Here is a 26,771-nt window from a genome sequence, read left to right on the forward strand (position 1 = left end):
ACTTTTGCGATGCATGAATGCATCGCGTTTTGTTGAGTCATCGAGCGCGAGATTGCGTCACAGTGCTGACACACGGTCGAAACGCGCTGCCCTATTTTGAATCAAGTTCCACTTCGAATTCGGTCGGGCGCTTGCAATGAAGCAATACCAGCTCATCTTTGATGCGCCGCCTGTTGCCCGCATTGAGTACCTCCGCAAGCGAAACGATTCGATTACTAGAAATCCGATGAATTGCGATCTGAAGCTGTATCCTCTCAACCGTCTTGAGCGACGCATGCATCAACCGGCTGCCGGGCGGTGCAGCCCCTGGCGGAATTGGCTGATTTGCTCAGCGCGCGGCGACAAGCTAAGCAAGCGGATATCCTCCTTTCCCTCGGCGCAATCGGGCCGTCTGAGAGGCGACACTCTTCAATAAGGTCCGGCCGTGGACCGACTTGGCGAAATGATCCTCACCACCTCACCGAGTGTGCGCGCCATGACATCTCTTGCCCGATCACACCCGCCAATTCACAGGCCGCAACTGCCGGACGGCGTTCGAATTTACGCGATCTCGGATATTCATGGCTGCTCGCATTTGCTGCAGCCCATGCTGCGGGTCATCGACGCCGACCTGGCCCACAGTCGGCCACGCTATGCGATCGAGGTGTTCATGGGCGACTACGTCGATCGCGGACCGGACACGCGCGCCACGCTTGACCTCTTGATTGAACGAAGCCGGCGGGGAAACTCGATTTTTCTCAAGGGAAACCACGAGGCATTTCTGGTGAGGGTTTTCGAAGACCCTTCGTTGTTTGAGGATTGGCTTCGCATCGGTGGCGTCCAGACGCTCATGTCCTATGGACTCGCGCCGCCAGACCTGAAGCGCGACGACCCGGCGTCGATACTGCGCGACTTGATCCGCGCAATGCCGGGTGAGCATCTGGAGTTCCTGGACGAACTACGGCTTAGCTTTACCTGTGGAGACTTTTTCTTTGTCCACGCCGGCGTTCGCCCGGGTGTCCCCTTGGCCGAGCAAAGCGAAAGCGACCTGCTTTGGATTCGCGAAGAGTTCCTTCGGAGCGAGGAGCAGTTCGGCAAATATATCGTTCATGGTCACACGCCCGTGCGCACCGCCGAAGTCTTGGCAAACCGGGTCAACATCGATACGGGCGCCTACGCGACGGGCAATCTGACTCTCATGAGCATACAAGGCAGCCGGATGCTCGCGGTATGACGAGCCCGGGCGAGTAGCCCAGGATATGTCTGCCGATCCGTTGGGGGAGATTGTTTCCTGAAGCAAACGGATGGCCTCGGCAGTCACGAGCTTACGGCCCCACCTAGTTGAGGACGAGGGGCACTTCCCGTCCTGCTCGCGTGTCCGCCATCCAGTTGCGCCAGGCCAGCTCATGCTTGGCGTAGAGCTCCAGCCATCGTTGTCCCGGCTTGTTCCGATCGAAGCGAAGACCAGGGTCGAGGGGGGCGTCGGGCTTGTCCAACATCTCGAACTCGATGGTTTCCGCGATCGTCAAACCGAAAAGGACACGCTGTCCTGTACCGTCCACGATGTAGCGTCGCGGTGCGTCCCTCATCGGCTGCGTCATGTCCTGTGTCGCCTATGGTCGTGAGAACCGAGGTGTCGCTCGCACCCTGGACGAGGCCTAAAACGCACGTCGGAGGTGTCCGAATGCTGAATTGGGAGTCGATCGGGCCGTTCTGGGCGAGGTGCCGGAGGGCTCGTTCGTCGTCGTTCGTTGCAAGCGCCAAGTACGCAGTGCATAGCCCGACATGACGCCGGCGCAGAAGATCGAGGCGAAGACAAATGCAGAAGCCATACGAGTCGTCCTGAACAGTGCGGTGCTCATCAAGAGTGAGCAGTGTGTCGACATCATGATTCCTGATGATTCTTGGTGACTCTCCTGGTGCCAAAAGATTGCCCACGCCTGATCTTGTCCTGAGCAGCAGCATCTGAGTTGTCTGGTAACGCGATCTTTTGGCCGGACGCACCGACGCGGATGGTCACCTTCAAGTCTGTTCTGTCCGAACCGCCCAGGTGGATTCGCGTACCTGAAGAGCTGGATTTCGCAGCCATTCTATGGAACGATGCGCTTGCAACCTTTCAGAGGCCGTCGCATTTTCTATTTCTTGCCCATTTCGAGAGGGATTGATCCAATGAACTTCCGCACCCTTGCTCCATCCATTGCTCTTTCTGTTCTTGGCCTTGCTTTGATAACGACCGCAGCTTCAGCCGCGGAGCTTGCGCTGGCTCCTGCGCATCATCGGTCGGCCTACGTCCGAACCGGTTACGTGTTTTGGGATGATGTTTACCCGCCTGCGATCTATGGCCCCAACCTTCGCCCTGTCGAGGAAGTCGCGGCGCTCAAGGCGGAGGCCCGGCCCGTGTCGCAACGCTGGTGGGGATATTGGTACGCTCGGTGAACGCAAAGCGTTTCGCGACCAACCGCGTTCAACCATGAATCGCCGCATCACCGGGCAGCCGATGGCGGCGATTTTGTTTGGGGCTTGCATGGCCCATCCAATCATGATCACCGCATGGGCGGCAGCATGAGGCTCAAAACAGCGGCGGCAAGCCTATGTTCTTTCGCGGGATACTGGCTGCAAGCGCATGCTGCGACCGCGGGTGAATGCGCCTTGCGGCCCGAACGCTTCGGACTGCTTTCCGACACCGTGTATTGGACTGTTTCAATCCCAGCCGGGACGGAGTGCCTGCAAGGCCTGCGCGGCAGGACTCAGCTTTTGGACGAAGTTAGACTGGCAGAGGCGCCCAGCGCGGGCCGTGTGACGATCGTCGGCCCGTCATTTCGCTACCAAGCCCCCTCACGTCCAGGAACTGATCGGTTTCGAATTGCGGTGTCGGGCGAAAACCGCAGGCAGCGCGGAACCTCGGTCATCGCTGTGGAAGTGACCGTCAGATAGGGCCGTGCCGACTGGCAACGAAGCGGAGCCGGAGCCCTGCCGCTGCACTGGGCGGCTCGATAGAGGGATCGAGGCAGCTCAGCCGCGTTCAACTCAGTTCCGTCACAGAAGCCTGCTCAAAAAAGGCAGCAGATTGCTCGCAAGCTTTCGAGTTCCCGTCGGAAACGCTGCTACTTCGCCTGGGCACCCCGGTCCCAGGGCCGCTTGCCATCCGCGCCCCTGTCCCACGGGCGCGCTGTTGGGGCGTCCTTCTCCTGCGTGGCGGCCTGCGCACGATCGGCCTGAACCCGTTCGCGATCGGTCAATGGGGCTTTCGCAGCTGGCGGTTCGGGCTGCGCGAATGCCGGCGTCGCGATGAGCAGCATCGCTAAAATGAATTTTTTCATCCCCGCCTTTAACACACCGGCCGAGGGCTGTCCGATCTATTCGGAGCCCTCCAAGCGGGGCGGCGCGCGCGGCGACGCTTTCGCGGGATCGAGATCGCCCAACCTATGCGGATGTCCCCCCTGGAGGGCTGGTCGGCCCAGATTGGTCTTGAGCCGCGCCTCGACAGTCTCATCCTCCAGCTCGACCGTTGCCGCAGAAGGAGGATTTCATAATTGCAGCAATGATTTACTCTAGGTTTGGCGTTTTTCCGAACAGGGAAACGAACTTAGGCAAACAGGGAGTTCTGTTGCGCTAACAGGACGCCGATTGTCGCGCAACAGCGAGTGGTGTTGAGCGGTCTGCCTCGGAGGAAGGATCTGATGCAAGTCGTCCTGTCGCGGGAGGCGCGGCCTTCGACCCAGCAACGAGATCAAGCCCGGACTTCAGACCACCTAGTGAAGTTGGGGGACAACTATGGAAAAGGCAGAGCACAGAGTTCCGCCGCCATAAAGCAAACACAGCTCGATTCGGGAAATGGTTCATCGCGAGACCGTCGTGTCACATCCTCAGGAGCTTCGTCATGGGTGCCACCCTCACCGTCACAGAGACTTCATCCCAGCCCTGGGACGAGAAAGAGTGGTTCATGGAGGCCGGACGGCTCATCGCCGGCGGTGAACCGCCGGCGTGGCTTCTTGAACTCCTGGTCTACTGGGCGCGGTGTATCCGGGTTGCAGTCGCTCCTAAGGATCAGCAGATGCGTCGGAAGGACGTGTTGAGAGCTCTTCGAAAATTCATTGAAGATCTGGAAATCGTGAGGGCGGGCCTTCAGAACAAGCGCATGATTTGGCTTGCTATAGGCGATGCCGAACCCGAGGAGCCGATAGGGCTCCAGCTCGCGCTCCGGCAAATAGAGAATCAGGTTCGACATCATAGACGCGGCAACCGCCTTTCTTCTGAGCTGCTTCGTTTTCTGCAGGCTGTTCAGGATGTTCGAAACGCGCTTGAGGACTACCCAATGATCGGCGCTCTGGGTCCTGATCTCATTTTCAATTGGAAGTGCTCGCAGCCGGACGAAGCTCTTTCGGAACTCGTTGTCCTGGCGCAGCAAGCGCTGTCCTCGCCCAGGCTTACCGGCGGCAATGGCAAGACCAAACGCGGCAAGGGTAGGATAGCGTTGGCTGGCGATCCCAATCCCAAAGAACTGACTGCCGCCATCGCTCTTGAACTCTGGCCTCTCTTTCATGGAAAAACGACTCCGGCACCATCAAATTGGGCGCTGGCAAGAGCTGCAGCGGCGCTCTTCCAAGCCTCAGGAGGACTCGTTGAAAGGCAGCATGGCGTGCGAAGCTTCTCATGGACGCGCTATTTCAAGCGCGCGCGTGGCCCCCTGTTTGCCGACGAGCGCGCGGAACTCAGGGCAAAAGTACCCTGGTCGCTTTCGCAGATATAGCCATGGCGGGTAGCCATGCAGGTCGCTTCAATTAGATTCAATCGCCAACGCACCTGATCTAGCTCAACATCCTCGAGATTTTCGAGGATTGAGCATGAACGAATCAGCAGACGATCTCGAGGCCCAGAAGCAAGCAGCGAGTTCTAATCAACGCCTTGGGCGGTTTTCGGTGACTCCGCTTCGCGAGCTGAGTCAGGATCCGAACAACGCGAGAAAACATAGCCGCGCTCAAATTCGGTCGATCGCCAAGAGCATCGAAGCATTCGGGTTTAACGCGCCCATCCTTCTCGACTGCAACAAAACGATCGTAGCTGGCCACGGGCGCTACGAGGCGGCGCTCCTGCTCGGTATTGCGGAGGTCCCGGTCCTCTTTCTGGATCACCTCTCCGCGGCTGAAGCGAAGGCTTACATGCTGGCGGACAACAAATTGACAGATCGGTCGTCCTGGGACGATCGAAAACTCGCTGCACAGTTGAAAGAGCTATCGGAACTCGCGTTGGAATTTGAAATCACCACGACGGGCTTTGAAATTCCCGAGATCGACCTCCGCATCCAATCGCTCGACGAGCCGGATGGAAGCGACCTGGCCGACGAGAACTGGCCGGCCCCTGCCCCGGCCATCGCGGCGCCGGGCGACCTCTGGCTCCTGGGTGATCATCGGCTTTATTGCGGCGATGCGCTCGACCAAGACGTTTATGAAGCTGTACTTGGCGATCAGCGCGCCGCCGCGGTCTTCACTGATCCGCCCTACAATCTCAAAATCGCAGGCATGGTGTCTGGCAACGGCCAGATCGCGCATCGCGAGTTCGCGATGGCTGCCGGCGAGATGTCGCGTGACGAATATAGCCGCTTCCTATCGAAATCTCTGGACGCGATCCGCGGATGGACCGGAGCGGGCGCGGTCATTTTCACCTGCATGGATTGGCGTCATATAGAAGATCTGTTAGCCGCTGGACGGCAAAACCAGCTCGAGCTTATCAATATATGCGTTTGGTCCAAGAGCAACGCGGGCCTGGGCTCGTTTTATCGGTCCCAGCACGAACTGATTGCGGTCTTCAAGAATGGAGAAGCCGCGCACCAGAACAATATTGAGCTCGGTCGCTTCGGTCGCAACCGCACCAACGTGTGGAACTACGCGGGGGCAAGCTCATTTCCGCGCAAGAACGCGAGGAAACTTCTCGCCCTTCACCCGACGGTAAAGCCGGTGCGCATGGTTGCGGACGCCATCCTGGACTGCACCAAACTTAACGAGGTGGTGCTCGACCCCTTTGTCGGCAGCGGCACGACCATTCTTGCGGCAGAACGAACGCGACGTCGCGGCTTTGGAATTGAGCTTGATCCGCTCTATGTGGACGTCGCCATCAGACGCTGGCAGAAGCTGACCGGGCGGGATGCCTGCGATGCGCGTGGAGAAACCTACGCAGATCGGGGCAGGCGGACTGGAGCAGCGTCGTGACGTCCCCATCGGAGCGGACCAGCGCCGTCCTGAGCCAAACCGGCCGTCCCTCTCGGCGCCGTCAGCAAGGAGCCGTCGGCGCGCGATCAACTGACATGACCACCTACATCTGCGGTTTGCTCGGCCACCGCGTTTCGATCGACCTCGACGGTCGCCTAACATCAATGACCGCACTCGAGATCATCCTCTTGAAGCTTTATCAGAAAGAACTGTCTGGCGATCACAGAGCTCTGCAGGTTCGCCTCCAATACGAGCAGCTAGCTCACCAGATGTCGAAACCCATGCTGGAACTCGTCTTCGTCGACCAAAGCTATCCCGGAGCAGGGAAGATCGCGAATAGCGCAGCTATGGATGAACCATGAGTGACGAGACGGTCGGTTATGGTCGGCCGCCCAGACGATTCCAGTTTAAGAAAGGCATCTCCGGCAATCCAAACGGACGCCCAAAGCGGAAGCCATTCTCGATAGCCGAGACAATCGGGAGTGTTCTTGACGAGGCGACAACATATCGCGAGAACGGGAAAATCAAGACTGTCAGCCGGCGGGAGCTCAGCGCGCGCAATCATGTCCGTTTGGCCCTGAACGGCGATATCCGCAGCGCTGCCGTAGTACTTAAGCTTCTCGCGCACGCCCATCGGTTTGGAGACGTAGGGGCGCGTAAGATCTTCGTGACCGATTGGCTGCCCGACTACGAGGGGCAAACAGGCGCTCAGAAGACGAAAGAATTCGCTGCCGAACAAAAAGCTCGTCTGCGCCGCTCTCCGTCAGAGGCCTCCGGGCAATCATCCCTGCAAAAGTCGGCGAATCCCAAGGATCTGGGATAATTATGACACGCAAGATCACTCCCAATCACCTCGAAGTCAAACTGCAGCGTCTTCACGACGGGCAAGCTAAAGCCTATTGGGCACTCCACGGCAGTCGTTTCAAAGCGTTGCGGTGTGGTCGGCGCTTCGGCAAGACGTCACTGGCCAAAGCATGGATCAGCCAAGGCTTGGTCCAAGGCTGGGAATGTGCGTGGTTCGCGCCGCAACACCGCACCTGGTCCGAGGTTTACAACGAACTGTCCGACGAGCTCAACCCCATCATTGAGACCGGATCGAAAGGGTCTGGTGTGATCCGTATGAAAACCGGCGGTCGCATCGACTTCTGGACACTTGAGAACGGGATCGCAGGTCGAGGGCGGCGCTATCGCCGGATCGTTATTGACGAGGCTGCCTTTGCCAAGAACGGAAGCAACGTAGTCGCAGGCTCAGCAATGGAGCTCTGGGAGAAGGCGATAAAGCCCACGCTCTACGACTATCAGGGAGAAGCGCTCGTCTGCTCCAACTCCTCAGGCAAAGATTCCGAGAATTTTTTCTACAACATCTGCACAGAACCGCGATATGGCTTTGCGGAATTCTGCGCGACCACCATGGATAATCCTGTCCTTCCCATGATGCTTCCAGGAGAAGGAGAGTTTGCCTGGCAAGCTCGCCGGGCACAATTGATCGAAGCCCTTCAGACCGACAACGATCCCCTGGTCTATCACCAGGAATATCTTGCTGAGTTCGTCGATTGGTCCGGTGTAGCCTTCTTCTCACGCGATCGCCTGCTCGATAACGGCAGCCCCGTTCCATTTCCCACCCGATGTGACAGCGTTTTCGCTGTGATCGACACCGCGTCGAAAACTGGGACAGAACACGACGCAACCGCGGTTACGTACTTTGCGCTCGACAGCACGGCAACATTTCCACTCAAGATTCTGGATTGGGATATCGCTCAAATCGAAGGTGCGTTGCTGGAGACGTGGCTGCCGGATGTATTCAAGCGCCTCGAAGCTCTTGCTGTGCATTGTCGGGCGAGGTTCGGCGCGCTTGGTTCGTTCATTGAGGACAAGAACTCGGGGACCATCTTATTACAGCAGGCACGGCGCCGTGGATGGATGGCGCATGGCATCGAGAGCAAGCTTACAGCCCTTGGCAAGGACGAACGTGCAATATCTGTCTCGGGATATGTCTACCAGGGCAAGGTCAAGTACACCGAACCTGCATTCAACAAGACGTCCGTGTATAAGCAGAGGTCCAAGAATCATCTGCTTGATCAAGTGGAACGCTTCAGAATCGGCGCGAAGGACGATCAAGAGGACGACCTCCTCGACACGTTTTGTTACGGAATTGCGCTCGCGCTGGGAAATGGAGAAGGTTACTGAAGCCGACATCTACATTGAGAGCGACATCGCGGATTGCGGCGCGCCACACTGTTTTTTGGTCTGGCACCTAATTCAAGCTCCTGCATCGATCCTCTTTCCGTCACTCTTTGCTCGAAATCTTCGGCCTCAGGTACTTGCGTGCCTCGCCTGGCTGATGGGGGCTTGCTCTGTCCGCTTGGATGCAACTGCCAGCGATAGCAGAGCAGAGTTAGCCTGATGCCACTGCGGGACAATTAGTCGCCGCCGAATCGATGCACCCGACCGCCAATGCAAAAGTCGCTCAGTCAGTCGAATATGCAGGCCTGATCGCCGTCCTTCGCAACGCGACATAAGGCCATCCGTGAACAGGCGCTTGCCAAGAGCTGCGCAAGCCGCAATCCTTCGTGGCCAAATATGAGGGCGCCGAACGCCGCTTGGATGTTGTTCAGTTCATCGCGATCGCGGAGGCGCTTGAGGCCGATCCGCTGATAATTGCTGCGGCGATTCATGCGCGCAAGGGCGAAATAGTAGCAAAGGCTTGCGGACCAGATGACACGTTGGGCTGTTTAACTTGGCCCCAAAGCCGCATTGCGATCGTCGGGGCGCGCGGTTTACAGAGTGAGGGCTTGCAGCGACTGCTGCCCGTCTGTCCTTGCCAGCGTAGCGAATTGAATGACTTCGAACCCGTGATCCTCAGCTGAGATCTATTGCGAGAGCCTGTGGACGCAACTGAATGTCCGTGCGACGCTTCTGGATAGCCGGTCCAAAGTGTTGCCTTCGGGCCCCCCTTCGCTGTCGCCATGGCTGTTCACCCCGTGGATGCGACCCGAGACTCTCATGTGGGCGGCGTCGGGAGCGCACAAGCGATACCCCGTTCCTGATCCTGATCTTGATCCTAGCGTGCTGGGTCGTCCGTCACTGCTGGCGGCCCTTCGTCGAACGCGTCGTCAGTCTCGGAAGCGTCGGCTCTGATCGATCACTGCACCAGATGATTGAGTTTCTCCTTTTTGCAACTCCGGTCTCGCGGTGCGATACAACTTCATTGCCATGGCGTCGTAGACGTAGCAGATTACCGGGACTAGGGCTTGGCCTGCCATGGCCGCCGATCTTTGCTCAAAAGTTTCAAATGATGGTAGTGTAAGCCATCAATGCCGTTTGGGTGCGATGTAACGCTCGACCGAGTAGTGGTTCTCCGCTGGGATCGAGCCGACGTAACGTTGCGAGCGTGGCATGCGATGCAAGAAGTGCGGCACGACCAGTCCGCAAGCCAAGCGTTTTTGCGCGGACTGCGGCGCCTCTCTATCAATTCCTGCCCTGACCGGGGTAGGCCCGCCCGGCATCGTTCGGCTCTCGAATGATCGTGTTCAACGCGAGCGACGTCATTTGACGGTGCTGTTTGCCGATCTTGTCAACTCGACCCGCCTTGCATCCGAACGCGATCCTGAAGAGTGGCGCGACATCGTAACCGAGTGTCTTGAGGCGGCCGGGGACGCCATCACTGGCTTGGGCGGCTACGTCGCCCGATACATGGGAGATGGCGTGCTTGCCTATTTCGGCTGGCCGACAGCCAGTGAAGATGATGCAGAACGTGCCGTCCGCGCCGGACTCGCTATCATCGAGGCCATGGGGCCTCTGAACCGGCAGCTGGCAGTCAATACAAGCTCCGAGCTCGCGGTGCGCGTCGGTATCCACAGTGGATGGGTCGTTATTGACGAGTTAGGTACCAACAAGGTCGAAGTCTTCGGCGATACGCCCAATATCGCTTCGCGTGTTCAGGCCAAGTGCGCTCCCAATTCACTCCTTATGACCGCTGCCGCGCACGATCTCGTGGCGAGCAAGTTCGTCGTCGAGGACTACGGCAACTGCGCGCTGGCAGGCATTGCGCGCCCGGTTCACCTTTACCGCGCAGTCGCCCCGAGCGGTGTCCGTCGAAGTTGGCGGCAGGATGGGGTTCGCGGTTCTAGCTCATTCGTCAACCGCAAGCGCGAGTTCGCGATGCTGTGGTCGAGTTGGACCTGCGCGCGCAGCGGCGCAGGGCAATACGTCCTTCTGACCGGCGAGCCGGGGATTGGAAAGTCGCGTTTGGTCGGAGAATTCCGCGCCAGCATCAAGGATCCGCATATTTGGATGGAGTGTGCCGGTGAACGCTTCGCCGAGAGCACGCCATTCCATTCGATCACCGGACTGCTCGCGCAAGCTTTTGACCGGACGGAACAGCAAAGCGCCCAAGATCAGTCACGCCAGCTTGAGCGCGCAATCAGGTTCAATGGACTCGATCCCATGGCGATGATGCCTCTCATCGCAGAGATGCTGGATCTCCGTCCAGCACAGGACAGTCCGCCGGAACAGGTTGCTCCCGAAGAGGCCAGAGGGCGACTGATGGTCGGGCTGGCTGAGTGGATCCTGCAGATATCCAAGCGCCAGCCGCTGATCCTCGCCATCGAAGATCTTCATTGGGTTGATCCCTCCAGCATCGAGCTGATTGGGATGTTGATGGAGCGGAGCGCCGACGTTCCGCTGATGGTGCTTGCTACCGCAAGGACCGGGTACGATCCACCTTGGCGATTGCGAAAAACGGACAGGTCGATCGTGCTGGGAAGATTGAGCGATCACGAGATCGGCGAGATGATAGCGAGGTCCTCGGACATCGGACTGACTGAGGATGTCGTAGCTCGGATCGTCAGACGCTCCGATGGCATTCCAATCTTCGCGGAAGAATTACTGTCGTTCCTTTTGGAGGGCGAGCAAGATCCGACACCAATTGATATTCCCGCGACCCTGCTCGATTCGCTTACCGCTCGGTTAGACCGTCTTGGGCCAGCGCGGCGGGTGGCACAGGTCGCGGCCGTGATCGGACGCGAATTTGACTATACCCTGCTCCGAGCGGTCATGCCTGGTTCAGATCACTTCGTGCAGGCGGCACTCGACGCGCTCGTCCGGTCGGATGTGATCTACATGCAAGGCAAGCCTCCGAGAGCGACCTACCAATTCAGACATGCCTTGATCCGCGACGCTGCCTACGAAGGGTTGCTCAAGAGCGAGCGCCGCGAGCTCCATGCCGCTGTCGCGCGCACGGTATCTGAACAGTTTCCCGCCCTCGCCGCCGCGCAGCCGGCGTTGCTTGCACGGCATTGGTCGGAGGCAGCCGAAGTCGAGCGCGCGATCACCACTTGGAAAAATGCAGGGCAAGCCGCGCTTGCGCGATGCGCGTTCAAGGAAGCTGAAGAAGCTCTTCGCCAGGCAAGCGCTTTGCTGGAGCGACTGCCGCCATCGGAGGAACGCGATAGGATTGACCTGGACCTCTGCAGCTCGCTCGTACGCGTGCTGCAAGTAACCAAAGGTTATTCTGCACCGGAGACGATGGAGCTTGGCGCGCAAGCCCGGATGCTCGCGGAACGTCTTGGCGACGTTGCGCAACTGGTGCGTCAGGGCGCCCGGACCTGGGCTTCCATATTCTTCACGGGCGATTATGCGACCGCCGCCTCCCTTGCAGAAGAGATCCTTGATATCGCCTTGACTGAGGGTCCTAACTCCCAGCACTTGTTCTTTGCCCACTACGCCCAGGTACAGGCGCGGTTCTACTCCGGAGATATTTCCGGAGTGGAGGAGTACTTCGCCAAGCTATCTCCGCTACTTGATACCAAGTCGATTTCCGCCGCATCCTATCTCATCATTCCGATAGGGGTTGCGAGCCGCGCCGCCTGGCAAGCGGGTCGCCTTGATGTCGCGCGCGAGCGGATGTCTCGTGCGATGACTCTCGCAAAGAAAAGTGGCGATCCCTATGCCATGGCGATGGCCTTGCATTTCAAGGGCAATCTCTATTGGTGCCTCAAGGCTCCGCGACAGGTCGAGATTGTTGCCGAAAGGCTTTTCTCCGTTTCGCAGCAACACGGCCTCAGCTATGCATCAGACCTGGCGCGCATCCTGCTTGGCTGGTCTAGATCGCAGCTTGGGCGCAGCACCGAAGGCGTGGAATTGATCAACCAAGCGTTGGCTGGCTTCGCTAGTTCGGGCGCGAAAGTAGCGATGACCTACTTCCTCACGCTACTTTCGGAGGCGCAGGCCCGATCCGGCGATTCTGCATCGGCATTGCAAACTGTGGAGAATGCCTTGGTCGCGAACCCGCAAGAATTAATCTGGCGAGCCTACACCCTGACCTGGCGCGGCGAGCTCAGGCTTGAATCAGGGCAGCCTGGGATCGCTGAGACCGATTTTCGCAATGCCATAGAGCTGGCGCAATCGCTTGGCCACAAAGCCTGGCAGCTTCGTGCTGCCACGAGCCTTGCACGGTTGCTGTCGCGCGGAGGCGATCATATCTCCGCACTGGAAATCCTGAGACCGATATATTCGAGCCTTCGTGGAGGTTTCCAGACCCCCGACCTGAGGGAAGCCAAATCGCTCATCTCGGATATTTCCCGACTTGCCCCATCGGCTTCGGCCTAACGGCGCGACAACTCCCGGGTATGATCGACAAGCGCGTAGAGAATTGCCGGATTAGCGCTATGCAGATGTGCCTCCCATTTGGCCTCCGCCGCGATTTGGTCGAGTCGTTCCTCGGCAGCCGGCACCGCGGCCTTGACCGCTTGCGCGATTTCCTTGAGTTCGTCAGCAGTTCGCATTGGCTTGCAGAACAGCTGTGCAATCACGGGGTCTTGAATGGCAATCGAGGCAGGGAGCGTAAGGATCCCGTCCCTGAGGTCCTCTTCTCCACCTCCGCCCAGCGATTCTAGCCCTTTCACGTCGCCCACGTCATCGCATCCATGGTAGAGGACGCCGAGCAGCCCGCCAAACTTGCGCAGCCGATCGTCTCTGGTCGCGACGCAGGCGCATGTCTCAAACATCGACCCTGTATCTTCACCGGCGATCATTAGCCAATCTTCGACACCGAGCGGCTGCCGACGCAGGTTCCACTGCAGGCATTCGGCAGCCCCCAGGCGCTTGATCAAATCTGAGATCAAGCGGATATCGATCCTGTCTCCCGCCGTCATCCGAAAGCCGTCCGCCACGATGTAGCCGGCTGCCATAAGAGCCTGCAGGAGTCCGAATTGACAGTGCAGGGTCGGCCTGCCCCGGCGCGTTTCCGATTCATCGACGATGTCGTCGATGACAAGCGTCATGTTGTGCATCATTTCCACCACAGCGGCGGAGTAAATTAACCGGTTCGGAATCGGCTCGTCCGTCGTAGCTCGATAAACGCTGAACACGGTGAGGGGCCTGAAATACTTTGAGCTGGTTATGAATTGCCACTCCAGTAGCGGCCTGATCTGTCCATCGGCGCCGCGAACCCAGGTGTCAATAATTTCCCGAAGCTGCAGTACCTCCTCTCTGAAACCAAGCTGAGCTATTATGTTTTCTGTCGTTGCCGTCGACATCGAGCCCCCTTCGGTCGCACGCTCTTTAACGATGCTGATCGAGCACCCTCCTTCAAGGCTTCGCGCGATGCCGGCGAGCATAGCCGTTGTTGGGACGGTAGTATCCTGAGCCGCGCAGCAGACCACTCGTCTCCTTGTGCGTCGCTCGCGGACCCGCCATCTCAGCGGGCGCGATACGGGGTTCACTCATCTGAGCTCCAATTGTTCTCAGTACATCCGCCATCAGCGCGAATGTGCGCTGTGCGTCGGCCGATCCCTCTGAGGCGGTGTCACGCAAGCGATCGCTCGCCGCAATCAGCCGCTGGGCCACTGCCGCCAAAGCCTGCTGGAGGAGCCAGCTTGAACCACTTGGCTCGTCGCGGGAAAGTAACGCAACTGCCAGATTTTCGAGGCTCACCACCAGATCGGCAAGGTATCTTGGTGGGATCAACGCGAGTGTTGCGGTGGGTGTTAGTCCCTCTATCGGAAGGCCCGGCTCCTTGTTCGCGAGATTACGCAGCCCGGCATTCATCGCTGAACAAGCCAGGGCACCATAGGCGAGCGGAAGCAAAGCGAGCTTCGCTGCCGCAAACTGCGCAGAGCTGGGAAGATCGTAAGCTGCAACCGTGATGTCGGACTTTCCATCCGTCTTTTTCACCAGTTCGTGTGCCGCATGGAGCCCGCTTAGAACTGCCGACTCAACCGTCGCCATATTCACGTCGTTGCGACAGAAATCGCCGGCAAAGAATACATTCTTCAGCTGATCGGGATAATATGGATCAACCAGCAACTGCTCCGAATTCATGTCGTTGAGAAACAGTGGATGGGAGCGATTATTCTGAGGAAATGAGTTTCGGTAGTCGATGTTGCTTTCCAGATCACCCCATTCGTTACCAGGTTTTACCGAAGGTAGATAACTAGCCAGCTCCTGCAGCATCAGATGGGCCCACAGCTTGTCATCTCTGGCGGAGGGATAATGATTGGCGTCAGATGCGGCTAGCACCAGAACTGTCTGAGACCCCTTGCTCAAATCGGTCCATAATTGTGAAATGTCGATGAACGTCAGGTAGCCGAGAGAACCGGCCAGGCCAACGTGCTCGCGAGGTATGTCGGGAAGCCTCTCTTTAAAGACAACCGTAACGACGAGAATATTCGCCGTTCGCATGCGTTGGAGTTCCGAAAGTTGCGGAATCCGGTCGACGATACTTCGCCCGGCCCTGCCCCTCATCACCAGATTAGCAAGCACAGGAGCTGGCACAGCCAACACGACATTTGCATGCGTCGCCTTGTGACCGTTATCCAGGGTAAGCTCGATCCTATTGTCCTCTGCTATCTCGATAGTCGTGACGGAGGAAGACGTTTTAATATCACAAACCTCCTTGAGTTTCTCGTGCCAGGGTTTGATCAACTTCTCCTCGAGGCTTCCGCGCAACAGCCAGGCAAACGGCAGGCCGCGGCTGCCAAGCGAGTGCTTGACGAAGTCTTTGTAAGCTGCAGCAGACGTGTCGCTGCTCGAGGTGCACCAAATTTCGTTCAGAATGGTGTTATGCAGATCGGCGCAATCCTCTGTAGCGTACGGACGTGAGTACAAGAAGCCGTTCAAGGACTGTTGCTGGAGCGTCGACGTGCTAAACGGCTGCGAGACCAAGTCTAAGAGAGTGAAGCCAACCAGAAACATGTCGGGCCTGGGTAATGCTCCTGATGAGAGGTTGTCCAAAACATGCTGCAATGTATTGGGGTTTTTTAACTCCACGTATTTGGGTGCGTTGCTGTTGGTCGAACGTCGCGGATCAGAAGGGTTAAGTAGAATTTTGACGCTCAATCGCGGCTCGAAACAATCCTCTCGTTTGATCTTGAGATCGTCCTTTACGATTCTCCAGAAATTCACGTACCAATCACAGAACAAATGGGTATAGACGTCATGGTACATCCCGTTCATTCCGCCCTTTTGTGAGGAGAGTTGGCCTCCCAACAGGGCGTCCTTTTCATACAGCGTCACCTTGTACTTGCGCTCCGAGAGGCGCAGCGCGCAGGTCAACCCGGCGATGCCGCTGCCTATGATCGCGACTTCCCTTTCGTTCTGGACCGATGGGACGGACTTCTTGCGCCGAGATGCAGTAGAGACCACAGGCCTTCTCCTCAAGATTCTGATGCTTAGACCAACAATCCTCGAACTCTGGGATTCTCACGGCTCGCCAGTGACGAGCCGAGTTTCCCAGCTTTTTTCGTGATGTCGGCCAGCCACGCAGCATGCCAACCGGGATCCGCCTCGACGGACTTTTTCCATGCGCCCTGAAACGCAACAAGATCCTGATACAATGCTGCCTCGCTGCCGATGGATCGGTGGACGAGAACGTTGCGAAGCACGTTCATCGCTCCTTCGCCTAGATAATGAAGGAGGCTCGCACCAATCTCTCGCAAGATTCCGAGGGGATGCACGTTCAAGCCGCCGAAGCCTGCACCTGCGGTACGGGCGAACTCTTTGTTGACCATCGCCCTTTCGCAGCCGCGCATTGCCGACCTCATCCAAAATTCCCGAAAGTGCCAATTCCGCATCACCTCGGCGCAGAAGCTAAGGAAGAGCATGCCCGGATCAAAGTATGCTCTAAAGTCGTGCTCGAAGGTCGCCAGAAATGCGGCATCAAATCTTCCGAATTCGAGGGCACTTAGCAAGGTCGAAGAGGCGATCAAAGCCGACTCCATGCCTTGCGTGATCCCTTCGCCGGTCATCGGATCAGCGAACGAGCCGGCGTCCCCAATCAACACTCCTCCGTGGAAATAATTCGGACCGACACCCCCATACATCTTCACGACACCGCCGATTGGCTTGCTGACCAGTTTGATGCGAGCGCAGCCGGGGTGCCGGATCCTGAGTCGTTCGACGGCCGCTTCGAACGCCCGGGGTACTGAGTGGCCGTGTCGACCGGACGTCTCACTGAGCGTGCCGACTCCAATGTTTGCCCTGCCTCCATCCATCGGAAACAACCAGCCATAACCCGGCACGATGTCTTCATCGAACCAGACAGTTGCTTCACCGTTCTGAACCGAGACGCCCTCTACATAGGCCCGCTGTGCTATCGAAATGTGAGCGCGATTACTGGACTCGAGATTGAACGCTCTGGCAACAAACGACTCCGCGCCGTCCGCGCCTACGATCAGCCGAGATCTGATCTTAAGGTCAACGCCCCTTCCACGTGCAGTGACATGGATCCAATCATGTTCACGTCGGATACCGCCAACACTACAGCCATCATATACTTTCGCAGATACGGCTTGCGCGCGCTCCAAGAGATGCTGATCGAGGATGTGGCGCGGCACGACAAACCCGTGCGGAGGCAATCCGTGCTCGCTTTGATAGTAGGGGATATCGCCGCGAAACCCGAGCTTGGGGCCAAAGTAGATGCGAGTTGATGTTATCGGCGACAACGAAGCGATCTTCATTGTCTCGCGAACTCCCATTCGCTCCAGGATCCGCACTCCCGCCGGTTCGATGAAATCGCCGCAGACCTTTTCGCGTGGAAAGATCGCGCGCTCGATAACGGCCACACGCACGCCACGTCGAGCCAGGGACCAGGCGATCGTGGAGCCCGCCGGACCGCCTCCAATGACGATCACGTCATAAAGGTCAGAATTCGACAACGAAACTCTCCGACCGTACAAAATCGGGATTCAAAGGTGCTGGCGTCAAACGAGAATTGTTCGAATAGAATTCATAAGCGAGCAGCGCAAACATTGGCGGCGAAGCCCGCGCAGTAGCGATTGCACAACACGCTCATAACTGACGTCCAGCCCAACAGAAATCACGTCTCTTGGACAACCGCTGGCGAACCGAGCTGGAAATCGTGCAATCAAAAGTAGCCGATTGGCGGGAGGTCGACAAGGCGAGAACAATCCTCGGGGGCAAACCTATACCGCGGTGCGATGTGAAGGCACAGAGAAGGCGCACAGCGGCGCTGAAGCTCAAGTTATCGCGATAAGAGATTGATTTTGTTGTGATCGACCCATTGGCAGCTTTAAGGCGAGGGATCAGGCAGGTACGGTCGACATGTCCTTTACCGGCCAGGCCGTGTGAAAGGCCACGTATGGGCTGGGACTGGTCCGTTTTCTGACGGGGGATTGCGGATGGGACGCTTCGCCGAAGGCGCGGACAGATCCCAGCTGACGCTCTTGCCTGGAATATCTGGAAAACGGAGTAGGCTACATAATGCAATCTATGTGATCAATCGGTTCGTTGGTCCTCGACCTACCATGGACTCGCATGATCGGTGCGTTCGCATCTGGGATGCACGTCCCAGAAGCGCCGCCATTGCGCTCCGCTCACCCCACAAGTCCAGCGCAACCGCGCGCTCCGCCCGCCAATCTGGGATCAAATTGGCCAACGCCGAATCGCAAGCGCCCCGGCGGCCATGGAAAGATCCCTCAAATCCCCCGAATATGCCCGCCTCGTCGCCCTTCTTGTCGCAACGCGACATAAGGCCGGAATCCGTCAGCACGCCCTCGCCACTACGCAAGCCGCAATCCTTCGTGGCAAATATGAGGGCGGCGAACGTCGGTTGGATGTCGTTGAGTTCATTGCCATTGCGGAGGCGCTTGGGGCCGATCCGCGGAAGCTGCTTCGGCGGTTTATGATGGAGAGAGCCAAATCATCTTCAAAGGCGATCTTGGCAGCCTCTCGGGCTCGCCAATGATTGAGTATGAACCGGGGGGCACGAAGAGGTCCGGACCGGCTCCTACTCTACAAGCCGCCCGTCCAACAACTCGGCGGCAAGCGTCAGGCGAGCCCGTGAACCCAGAAGGCGAATCGGAAACTGGAAAACGCAATCGAGTCAGCGATGACTAGCGTTCTGCTTGACAGGGGATCCCTTAGGGGGAACCGGTGTTGAAAGAACAGCAGGCGCCGGTTGAGCTGATTTACTTCGCCTCAAGTAGTATTGCGACGCGCTCCTTTCTTTTGTAGAGCGCGGAAAGGCTGGGTATTACAAATGCATTTTGACCGTTTGGTCGATGAGATTTACGAAGCCGCTATAGTCCCCGAGCGGTGGAAGATTGTACTTGATAGATTGGCAGGTTTAGCTGACGCTGAAGGTGCACTACTATTTGCTGCGGCCCCCGGGCTGGCTCGGTGGCTGTCAACCGACAGTATTCGCTCCCGAGTAGAAGCTTGGATTGATAGTCCCTTCTACTTGAAAAATCCTCGAGGCGAGCGGTTGGTCCCGACCAAAGAACCGCGCTTCCTTACCGACCTTGATGCATTCACTCTCGAGGAGCTAGAGCAAGAACCCTATTACACTGATTTTCTTCGGCCCCGTGGTTTAGGCTGGTGCATCGGCACCTCGATATATTCCCCGGCGGGCGATATCCTTGTTGTTTCGATCGAAAAGGCTCACGAAAAAGGGCCCGTACCGCGCAAGGTCGCCGAACAGCTCGATCGTCTGCGACCCCATATCGCTCGCGCCGCCTTGCTGTCGGGCCGCGTTGGCCTCGAGCGAGCACGAGCAACAGTTGACAGTCTGAAAATGATTGGCTTGGCGGCAGCTGTGCTCGGCCATGGTGGCAAGGTGCTGGCGGCAAACGAAGCTCTGTTTGCCTATGAGCCCGATCTTCGGATTGGTGCTGGCTCTCAACTTGAATTTGCGAACCCAGCCGTTCAGGCTCTTTTTGCCGGCGCGTCGGAAGGTAGATCCGCCTCTACTCATGGGGCGTCTATTCCGGTTCGGAGGTCGCGCACGCGCGAGGCCTTTGTGGTCCATGTCCTGCCGATGCGCGGATCGGGACGTGATGTCTTTTCGGGCGCCGAATTCCTGCTTTACGTGACACCAGTCATTCAGCAGCCGGGCCCGCCCCCGGAAATCCTTCAGGCGTTGTTCGACCTCTCGCCTGCCGAAGCCCGCGTTGCCGCGATGGTTGCCAGGGGCAGCTCGGTAGAGGCAACGGCGCAAGCGCTATTAGTAAAGCCAAATACCATTCGCATGCAGCTCAAGGCAATCTTTGCAAAGACCGGCACGAGCCGCCAGGCCGAGCTCGTGAGCCTGCTGCGCTTGGCACCTTCTAGGTAGCTGCGGTTCTCTGCCCGAAGCGTAAGCACGGGGGTTGTTTAGGTTAAGCTGCAGTAGCCTGTGAGTTTTTGCGCGCCTTTACCCAAATGGGTAAAGCAACGCTCCGGGTCGCGGGTAAGATGGTTACAAATTAATTACGCTGTCACCAGGACAGTAAACCGTTTTCAGGGGCAGGAACGCTTTCCAAGGAGCAAAGGGGCTCCTCAAGCACACCCGCAGTCTGCCTAGACATCGCCACGCGGATATAGCCGTGCGTTGCGCGTGGATACGCGTGCGCCCATTTGAGGAGGATGAGAATCCATGATTATCACCGGCACAAACGGCACCGACACCATCACCGGCACTGCCGGTGGAGATCTCATCAGCTCCGGCAATGGTAACGACACCATCAATGGGTCCGCCGGAAACGACATCATCGATGGGGGAAATGGCGACGACAAGATCAACGGCGGCGCAGGCGTCGACCTGATCTTTGGTGGCAATGGAAACGATACGCTCGATGGTGGATCTGGTAGCGACGTCGTAAGCGGCGGCAATGGCAACGACATTCTCATCTACGGTGCATCCGAAAACGTCAACGCGATCGACATCTACGATGGCGGCAACGGGCAAGACACTCTTCGCCTGATCGTCAGCCAGTCCATGGCGAGCTCATCGGCATTTCTCGCGGATATCGCGGCACTGCAGGCCAAACTTGCGCACGGCAGCGCCACCTACCTATTCAACAGCTTCAATCTCCTCGTTACGGATATTGAAAAGCTCCAAATTGTCATCGAGCCCAGCGCAAATCACCCGCCCGTCGCGGTTGCAGATGTCGCGAGCACTAACGAAGACACGACCCTCACGATTATTGCTTCTGCGTTGCTTGCCAACGATACCGACCCCGACGCCAACGATACGAAGGCAATCGTATCCGTGCAGGGAGCGCAGCATGGCACCGTCTCGCTGAACAGCAGCGGCAATGTCGTATTCACCGCCGATGCCAATTATTCCGGCGTTGCTAGCTTTACTTACACGATGAAAGACAGTGCCGGCGCAACGTCGACGGCGACCGTCACGGTAAATGTTGCCGCCATCAACGACGCCCCGACTGCTACGAACCTCTCTGCTAGTGAGACCTATAAGGAGGATACGCCGCTCAATCTCACTGACATAACTGTCACTGATGTCGACAGCGCCACTGTCACGGTGAAGTTGGCGCTCTCGAATCCGGCTGCCGGAACTCTGAGTACTGGCGCGTCCGGCGGGGTGACTTCAACCTACAATGCGGTAACGGGCGTCTGGTCGGCTTCCGGCGCAACCGCCGATGTCAACGCCTTGCTGGCAGGGGTCACCTTCAATCCAGCTGCGAACTTCAACGGAAGCTTCTCGATCGCGACCAGTGTCAGCGACGGTGTTGCTCCGCCAGTGATAGGCGCCAAGATCTTCAGCGGAATTGCTGTCAACGACGCCCCGATCGCAACGAACCTGTCTGCTCCTGAGACTTATACGGAAGACACACCGCTCAATCTCAGCGATATCGTCATCACTGACATTGACAGCAGCACGATCACGGCAACCCTTACGCTGTCGAACCCGGCGGCCGGCACGCTGAGCACCACAACCTCGGGCGCGGTGACCTCGACCTACGCAGGAGGAGTCTGGACGGCGTCAGGTCCGACGGCTGACGTCAATGCCCTGCTGGCGGGTGTGAAATTCATCCCTGCAGCAAACTTCAACGGCAATTTCTCAATCGCCACCGTTGTCAGCGATGGATCGGCGTCGGTTACCGGTGCAAAGGCATTCACAGGCGTGGCTGTGAATGATGCCCCCGTCGCGATAGCTGACACACTGAGCGCGACTGAAGACTCCGCTATTACTTTTACGCGGGCGCAATTGCTCGGTAACGACACCGATATCGACAATTCCAATGCCCAGCTCTCAATCAGCTCGGTAACGAGCGGAACCGGCGGTAGCGCCGTCCTTAACAGTGACGGCAGCGTTACGTTTACACCAACCCATGATGTCAACGGTGCCGCGACGTTCACCTACACCATCACTGATGGCCATCTGACAAGTACCCCCGCAACGGCGACCGTAAACATAGCGCCGGTCGCGACCGCACCGACGATCACTCACGAACGAATCGAGGCTAACGTCACAACAGCGCCGATCGCATTGAACATTCAGATCAGCGACCCCGATACCAGCGATACGCTAGCCTCGACCGTTCAGGTTACCGGCGTTCCGCCCGAATATAGGTTGACGGCTGGGGCCCAGTCCACAGACGACCCCGGAGTCTGGATCGTCAACCTGAGCGACGTGGCCGGTCTGGCTATCCAGCTCAAGCCTGATGCCACGGCCGAAAAGCAGACGATAGCACTGAGCATCACGGCGAGCTCTTTCGACCACGCCAACGTTGCGCAAAAGACTGAGGTGTTGAACATCCAGATCAATGATCCGGGCGTAAAAGTTGCAGCCGATGGCTACATCGCCGATGCACTGGTCTTTGTTGACAAAGCCGATGGTACCGGCGTTTACAACGGTATTCTCGACTTGGGGGAATCGTTCACTTACACCGCGAGCGATGGCACGTTCAGCCTCGACACGTCGGGCGGCCAACTGGTCCTTCAGAGCGTTCATGGCGGCGGCCATAACACCATCGACGTGTTGACCGGACTGCCGTTCAACGGCACGCTGAAAGCTCCGAGCGGCTCGACCGTCGTGACGCCGCTCACCAATCTGATCGTAGCGGTGGCGGGTGCCGGCGGCGACACCGCGGCAGCTGAAGCTTCCGTGAAGGCGGCGCTGGGGCTATCTGACGCGGTGAGCCTGACGACGCTGGATCCGATCGCCGCGACCGTCTCGGCGGCGCCTGGTGCGGCTGACGTCCTCGCGGCATCAATTCAGGTCCAGGCGACCGTGGCTCAGCTCTCGGCGGCGACGGGCGCCTCCGCTGAGTCGGTCATCGGTGCGCTCGCCCACACCGTGACCGTAGGCAATGTTGACCTCGGCGCGCCCTCGACGGTTTCTGCGCTGGCCACGGTGGTGAACAATACGCTTCCACCCGAGCAGCAGCTCTCGCCAGCTGACCTCAATGCGATTGCTCAGGTCGTCCAGCAATCCAACGCCCAGATTTCGAGCAGCCTTGAGAACACAACCGATCTCAGCCAGGTCGCCCAGGCAGCACAAGTAGCCTTTGGCGACACAACGCAGGCGCTCTCGGACGCGGCGACTGGCGCCGGCACCACCACCTTCAGCAGCGTGCAGAACGACTATACAGGCACTGCACTCGAGCTGAAGATAGCAGCTGCTCCTCTTACTCTGACCGGCACAGAAGTTGCCGACACGCTGATAGGCGGCGACGGCAACGATTTGATTTCCGGTCTCGGCGGCAACGACACGCTCAAAGGCGGAGCCGGCGATGACATGATTTCGGGTGGCGCGGGCAAGGATGCTCTAACCGGCGGGGCGGGCAACGACACCCTCAATGGCGGTGCGGACTTTGACCGGGCCATATACACCGAAGCGACCGGTGGCATCACCGTTCACCTTGGAGCGGGGACTGCGACCGGTGCGGGCGTCGGCACCGATACTCTGATCTCGATCGATGGCGTCATCGGCAGCAATTTCAACGACTACCTTGACGGCACCGGCTACACCGGGAGCACTGGTTTGCCGGGCGCCATAATTGGCTTCGTCGAATTTGAAGGCGGCGCAGGTGACGATACGATCATTGGCGGGAGCAATGTGCAGGGTCATGCTCTGACCCGCGTGAGCTATCTCGGCGCATCCGCCGGGGTGACTGTCGATATCCAGTCAGGACAAGCTTACGGAACGGCTCCAGGCGACGTTGCGAATGTCGGCCACGATACGATCAGCAATATTCTGAATGTCTGGGGGTCGAACTACGACGATACTCTGCTCGGAAGCGACAACGGATCCGGCTCCTTTGAGGCATTCGAAGGACGTCGTGGCAATGACTTCGTCGACGGCCGCGGCGGCTATGACGTCGTCGTGTATGCGACCGACCTGACGACGACGACGGGCATCACGGTCAACATGGCCGCAGGCACTGTCACTGGCGATGTGACGGTCGGCACCGATACTCTGCGCAATGTCGAAGCCGTGCGCGGCACCAATTTCGCTGATTATTACAACGCTTCGAACTTTGGCGCGTCGGGCACCGCCAATATCGGCTCGCTTGGGACGTTCAATGACTTCCAGGGCGGTGGCGGCGACGACGTCGTCATTGGCAACGGCAATACTCGTGTCAACTACTCCAGCGCGCTTGCCGGCGTCACGGTCAACTTGCAAACGGACCTCAATCAAGCAGGGGTGACCGCCACCAACGTCGTAGGTAGTGCAACCGGCACTACGGAGGGAATCGATTCGCTAACTGGCGTGAATGCCGCGCAAGGATCTTCTTTTGACGACACTCTGCTCGGCTCCAATTTCAACAACACGTTCACGGGTCTGGGCGGCGACGATTTCATCGACGGGCGCGGCGGTTTCGATACCGCCAGCTACAACAGTATGACGCTTGCGACCGGCGGCATTGCCGTCCAAATGGCTGCCGGCACTGTGACCGACAACGTCAACAACGTGATAGGCCACGACACGCTACGCAACATCGAGGGGGTTCAGGGTACCGGCTACGCCGACACGTTTGACGCCACCGGCTATGGCTTGAACGGTGCGCTGAACGTCTCGACCAGCAACGCCAACTTCAACCAGTTCGAGGGCCTTGGCGGCGATGACGTCATCACCGGCAACGGCGCGACCCGGGTGCTCTACGGCAATGCGACCGGCGGGGTGAGCGTCACGATCGGGATGAACGGTGCCGGCACGGCCACGGGCGACCCCTCGACCGGCCATGACAGCTTCACCGGCGGGGTCAATGCGGCGATCGGCAGCAATTTTGCCGACAGCTACGACGCCTCGGCCTTCAACAACGGCTTCAACTCGTTCCAGGGCAATGGCGGCAACGACACCATCACCGGCAACGGTGCCACCCAGGTGCAGTACAGCAATGCCACGTCCGGCGTAGCGATCACGATCGGAGCCGGCGGCGCAGGTTCGGCCTCGGGCGACGGCTCGGTCGGCACCGACAGCTTCACCGGGGTCAACAGCGCGGTCGGCGGCAATCTCAACGACAGCTACAATGCCTCCGGCTTCAGCGGCTTCAACTCGTTCCAGGGCAATGGCGGCAACGACACCATCACCGGCAACGGCGCCACCCAGATCCAGTACAACAACGCAACCGGTGGGGTGACCGTCAATCTGTCCACCGGCACCGCCACCGGCGATGGTTCGGTCGGCACCGATACCATCACCGGCGGCGTCAACAACGTGCTCGGCTCCAACTTCGCCGACACCATCACCGGATCCTCAGGCGCCGACTTCCTCAACGGCAACGGCGGCAACGACACCATCAATGGTGGCGGTGGCAACGACAATCTGAACGGCGGGCTCGGTGCCGACACCTTCGTCTACGCCAATGGCGGCGGCGCGGACTTCGTCAGCGACTTCAACCGCGGCCAGGGCGACCGCATCGACGTCACCGGCGTGACCGGGATCTTCACCCTTGCCGATATCCAGGCGCATGCGTCGCAGCAAGGACCGAACACACTCATCGACTTCGGCGGCGGCAACATGATCACGCTGGCCAACATCGTGGTCGGCAGCCTCGTGGCCACCGACTTCGTGTTCAACAATACCGTCATCGGCACCTCCGGCAACGACACCCTGGTCGGCACCAGCCAGATCGACGGCATCTATGGGATGGACGGCAACGACCGCCTGCAAGGGCTCGGCGGCAATGACCTGCTGGACGGCGGCAACGGCTTCGACCGGGCGATCTATACTGAGGCGACCGGATCGATCACGGTCAATCTTGCGGCCGGTACGGCCAGCGGAGCCGGGGTCGGCAGCGATACGCTCGTGAGCATCGAAGGAGCCGTCGGCGGGGCATTCAATGACACGTTCGATGCCACCGGATTTACCGGATCGAGCGCGCAACCGGGTGTTGCCGCTGGCCAGAGCGGGTTCGAGGGTCGCGGCGGCGATGATGTCATCACTGGCCGGATCAACGATTTGGGCCAGTCCGTAACCCGGGTGGAGTATCTTGGTGCGTCGGCTGCGGTGACGGTCGATCTTGCAGCCGGCACCGGTCAGGGCACGGCGGCCGGCGACCTCGCCAATGTCGGCCACGACACGTTCACCAACGCGCTGCAGGGCGTGTTTGGATCGGCCTTCAACGACACGATCTACGGCAGCGACAATGCCAACTTCACCTATGAGGCCTTCGAAGGTCGCGCTGGCAACGACTATATCGATGGCCGCGGTGGGTACGACATCGTCGCCTACAACAACGACCCGACGACCGGCACGGGCATTAACGTCAACCTTGCCGCGGGCACGGTGACCGGCGATACCACCGTCGGCACCGATACGCTCCGCAATGTGGAGGCCGTCCGAGGCACGATCTTCGACGACGTGTTTGATACAACCGGCTACGGCGCCCCAGGTGCTCTCAATGCCTCTACCACCAACGGCAACTTCAACGATATTGCTGGAGCCGGCGGCAACGACAGCATCACCGGCAACGGCAACACCCGCCTCAACTACTCGATCGCGCAGGCGGCCGTCACCGTCGATCTGGAGACCACGGCCGGCACGGCCATCACCGTTGCAGGCAGTGCGACCGGCACGACCGAGGGGGTCGACACGTTCACCGGCGTGAATGCGGTTCAAGCCTCGGTCTTCAACGACACGCTGCTGGGCTCCAGCTACAACAACACGTTCACGCCGCTTGGCGGCGATGACTACATGGACGGCCGCGGCGGGTTCGACACGGCGAGCTACAACAACCTGAACACGACGACGGGCGGCATCGCGGTAGCCATGGCCGCCGGCACCGTGACCGGCGATGCCTCGATAGGCCACGACACGCTGCGCAACATCGAGGGGGTTCAGGGTACCGGCTACGCCGACACGTTTGACGCCACCGGCTATGGCTTGAACGGTGCGCT

Annotated in this window: 16 protein-coding genes; 11 read left to right on the plus strand and 5 right to left on the minus strand. The window is 58.8% G+C overall.

Annotated elements, in window-relative coordinates; all coding sequences use genetic code 11:
- Positions 1–475: 475 nt before the first annotated feature.
- Positions 476–1,213 carry a metallophosphoesterase family protein gene (locus AC0L3C_RS10845; protein ID WP_473408078.1) on the plus strand — a complete coding sequence of 246 codons (738 nt, stop codon included), beginning with the start codon at positions 476–478 and terminating at the stop codon, positions 1,211–1,213.
- A 103-nt stretch (positions 1,214–1,316) separates the two neighbouring features.
- Here AC0L3C_RS10845 and AC0L3C_RS10850 read toward each other — a convergent pair whose 3' ends face one another.
- Entirely contained in the window at positions 1,317–1,580 is a 264-nt protein-coding gene (locus AC0L3C_RS10850) for a hypothetical protein (protein ID WP_473407931.1), read from the minus strand.
- 568 nt (positions 1,581–2,148) lie between these two features.
- On the opposite strand from AC0L3C_RS10850, the gene AC0L3C_RS10855 reads away from it, so the two are divergent.
- Entirely contained in the window at positions 2,149–2,415 is a 267-nt protein-coding gene (locus AC0L3C_RS10855; RefSeq protein WP_473365929.1) for a hypothetical protein, read from the plus strand.
- Between the two features lie 668 nt (positions 2,416–3,083).
- Here the strand turns inward: AC0L3C_RS10855 and AC0L3C_RS10860 are convergent.
- Positions 3,084–3,299, minus strand: coding sequence for a hypothetical protein (locus AC0L3C_RS10860; protein ID WP_473407932.1), 216 nt, complete (start codon positions 3,297–3,299; stop codon positions 3,084–3,086).
- 560 nt (positions 3,300–3,859) lie between these two features.
- Here AC0L3C_RS10860 and AC0L3C_RS10865 point away from each other — a divergent pair.
- From AC0L3C_RS10865 to AC0L3C_RS10895, 7 genes are all read left to right on the plus strand, one after another.
- A complete protein-coding gene (locus tag AC0L3C_RS10865) occupies positions 3,860–4,729 on the plus strand; it encodes a hypothetical protein (RefSeq protein ID WP_473407933.1) in 870 nt (289 codons plus the stop codon).
- Positions 4,730–4,823: 94 nt separating this feature from the next.
- Complete coding sequence (locus tag AC0L3C_RS10870) at positions 4,824–6,185, plus strand: site-specific DNA-methyltransferase (RefSeq protein ID WP_473407934.1); 1,362 nt, start codon at positions 4,824–4,826, stop codon at positions 6,183–6,185.
- A 95-nt stretch (positions 6,186–6,280) separates the two neighbouring features.
- Positions 6,281–6,547, plus strand: coding sequence for a hypothetical protein (locus AC0L3C_RS10875; protein WP_473407935.1), 267 nt, complete (start codon positions 6,281–6,283; stop codon positions 6,545–6,547).
- Positions 6,544–7,008 carry a DUF5681 domain-containing protein gene (locus AC0L3C_RS10880; RefSeq protein WP_473407936.1) on the plus strand — a complete coding sequence of 155 codons (465 nt, stop codon included), beginning with the start codon at positions 6,544–6,546 and terminating at the stop codon, positions 7,006–7,008. Before AC0L3C_RS10875 ends, AC0L3C_RS10880 begins: the two co-directional genes overlap by 4 nt.
- A gap of 2 nt (positions 7,009–7,010) precedes the next feature.
- Positions 7,011–8,372 (plus strand): hypothetical protein, encoded by a 1,362-nt coding sequence (locus AC0L3C_RS10885; protein WP_473407937.1) that lies wholly within the window; start codon positions 7,011–7,013, stop codon positions 8,370–8,372.
- 383 nt (positions 8,373–8,755) lie between these two features.
- Positions 8,756–9,052: a hypothetical protein gene (locus AC0L3C_RS10890; protein ID WP_473407938.1), complete on the plus strand. Its 297-nt coding sequence runs from the start codon at positions 8,756–8,758 to the stop codon at positions 9,050–9,052.
- A 529-nt stretch (positions 9,053–9,581) separates the two neighbouring features.
- Positions 9,582–12,794 (plus strand): AAA family ATPase, encoded by a 3,213-nt coding sequence (locus tag AC0L3C_RS10895; protein ID WP_473407939.1) that lies wholly within the window; start codon positions 9,582–9,584, stop codon positions 12,792–12,794.
- Here the strand turns inward: AC0L3C_RS10895 and AC0L3C_RS10900 are convergent.
- Genes AC0L3C_RS10900 through AC0L3C_RS10910 form a run of 3 tightly spaced genes read right to left on the minus strand, consistent with a single transcriptional unit; the run spans position 12,791 to position 17,341 of the window.
- On the minus strand, positions 12,791–13,804 hold the full coding sequence (locus AC0L3C_RS10900; protein WP_473407940.1) for a polyprenyl synthetase family protein: 1,014 nt from the start codon (positions 13,802–13,804) through the stop codon (positions 12,791–12,793). The two genes, AC0L3C_RS10895 and AC0L3C_RS10900, sit on opposite strands and share 4 nt — an antisense overlap.
- Positions 13,776–15,830 carry an FAD-dependent oxidoreductase gene (locus AC0L3C_RS10905; protein WP_473407941.1) on the minus strand — a complete coding sequence of 685 codons (2,055 nt, stop codon included), beginning with the start codon at positions 15,828–15,830 and terminating at the stop codon, positions 13,776–13,778. Before AC0L3C_RS10905 ends, AC0L3C_RS10900 begins: the two co-directional genes overlap by 29 nt.
- Before the next feature lie 26 nt (positions 15,831–15,856).
- Positions 15,857–17,341: an NAD(P)/FAD-dependent oxidoreductase gene (locus tag AC0L3C_RS10910; protein ID WP_473407942.1), complete on the minus strand. Its 1,485-nt coding sequence runs from the start codon at positions 17,339–17,341 to the stop codon at positions 15,857–15,859.
- A 1,343-nt stretch (positions 17,342–18,684) separates the two neighbouring features.
- Between AC0L3C_RS10910 and AC0L3C_RS10915 the strand changes: the two genes are divergently transcribed.
- Positions 18,685–19,758 (plus strand): helix-turn-helix transcriptional regulator, encoded by a 1,074-nt coding sequence (locus AC0L3C_RS10915; protein ID WP_473407943.1) that lies wholly within the window; start codon positions 18,685–18,687, stop codon positions 19,756–19,758.
- A 300-nt stretch (positions 19,759–20,058) separates the two neighbouring features.
- On the plus strand, positions 20,059–26,771 hold a 6,713-nt coding region (locus tag AC0L3C_RS10920), incomplete at its 3' end, for a tandem-95 repeat protein (protein WP_473407944.1).

It is taken from the genome of Bradyrhizobium sp. WSM4872 (genome assembly GCF_055811715.1).

Coding starts and splice junctions, on each gene's coding strand:
- AC0L3C_RS10845 (WP_473408078.1), top strand. CDS start 476: ATGACATCTCTTGCCCGATCACACCCGCCAATTCACAGGCCGCAACTG.
- AC0L3C_RS10850 (WP_473407931.1), bottom strand. CDS start 1,580: ATGACGCAGCCGATGAGGGACGCACCGCGACGCTACATCGTGGACGGT.
- AC0L3C_RS10855 (WP_473365929.1), top strand. CDS start 2,149: ATGAACTTCCGCACCCTTGCTCCATCCATTGCTCTTTCTGTTCTTGGC.
- AC0L3C_RS10860 (WP_473407932.1), bottom strand. CDS start 3,299: ATGAAAAAATTCATTTTAGCGATGCTGCTCATCGCGACGCCGGCATTC.
- AC0L3C_RS10865 (WP_473407933.1), top strand. CDS start 3,860: ATGGGTGCCACCCTCACCGTCACAGAGACTTCATCCCAGCCCTGGGAC.
- AC0L3C_RS10870 (WP_473407934.1), top strand. CDS start 4,824: ATGAACGAATCAGCAGACGATCTCGAGGCCCAGAAGCAAGCAGCGAGT.
- AC0L3C_RS10875 (WP_473407935.1), top strand. CDS start 6,281: ATGACCACCTACATCTGCGGTTTGCTCGGCCACCGCGTTTCGATCGAC.
- AC0L3C_RS10880 (WP_473407936.1), top strand. CDS start 6,544: ATGAGTGACGAGACGGTCGGTTATGGTCGGCCGCCCAGACGATTCCAG.
- AC0L3C_RS10885 (WP_473407937.1), top strand. CDS start 7,011: ATGACACGCAAGATCACTCCCAATCACCTCGAAGTCAAACTGCAGCGT.
- AC0L3C_RS10895 (WP_473407939.1), top strand. CDS start 9,582: ATGCGATGCAAGAAGTGCGGCACGACCAGTCCGCAAGCCAAGCGTTTT.
- AC0L3C_RS10900 (WP_473407940.1), bottom strand. CDS start 13,804: ATGCTCGCCGGCATCGCGCGAAGCCTTGAAGGAGGGTGCTCGATCAGC.
- AC0L3C_RS10915 (WP_473407943.1), top strand. CDS start 18,685: ATGCATTTTGACCGTTTGGTCGATGAGATTTACGAAGCCGCTATAGTC.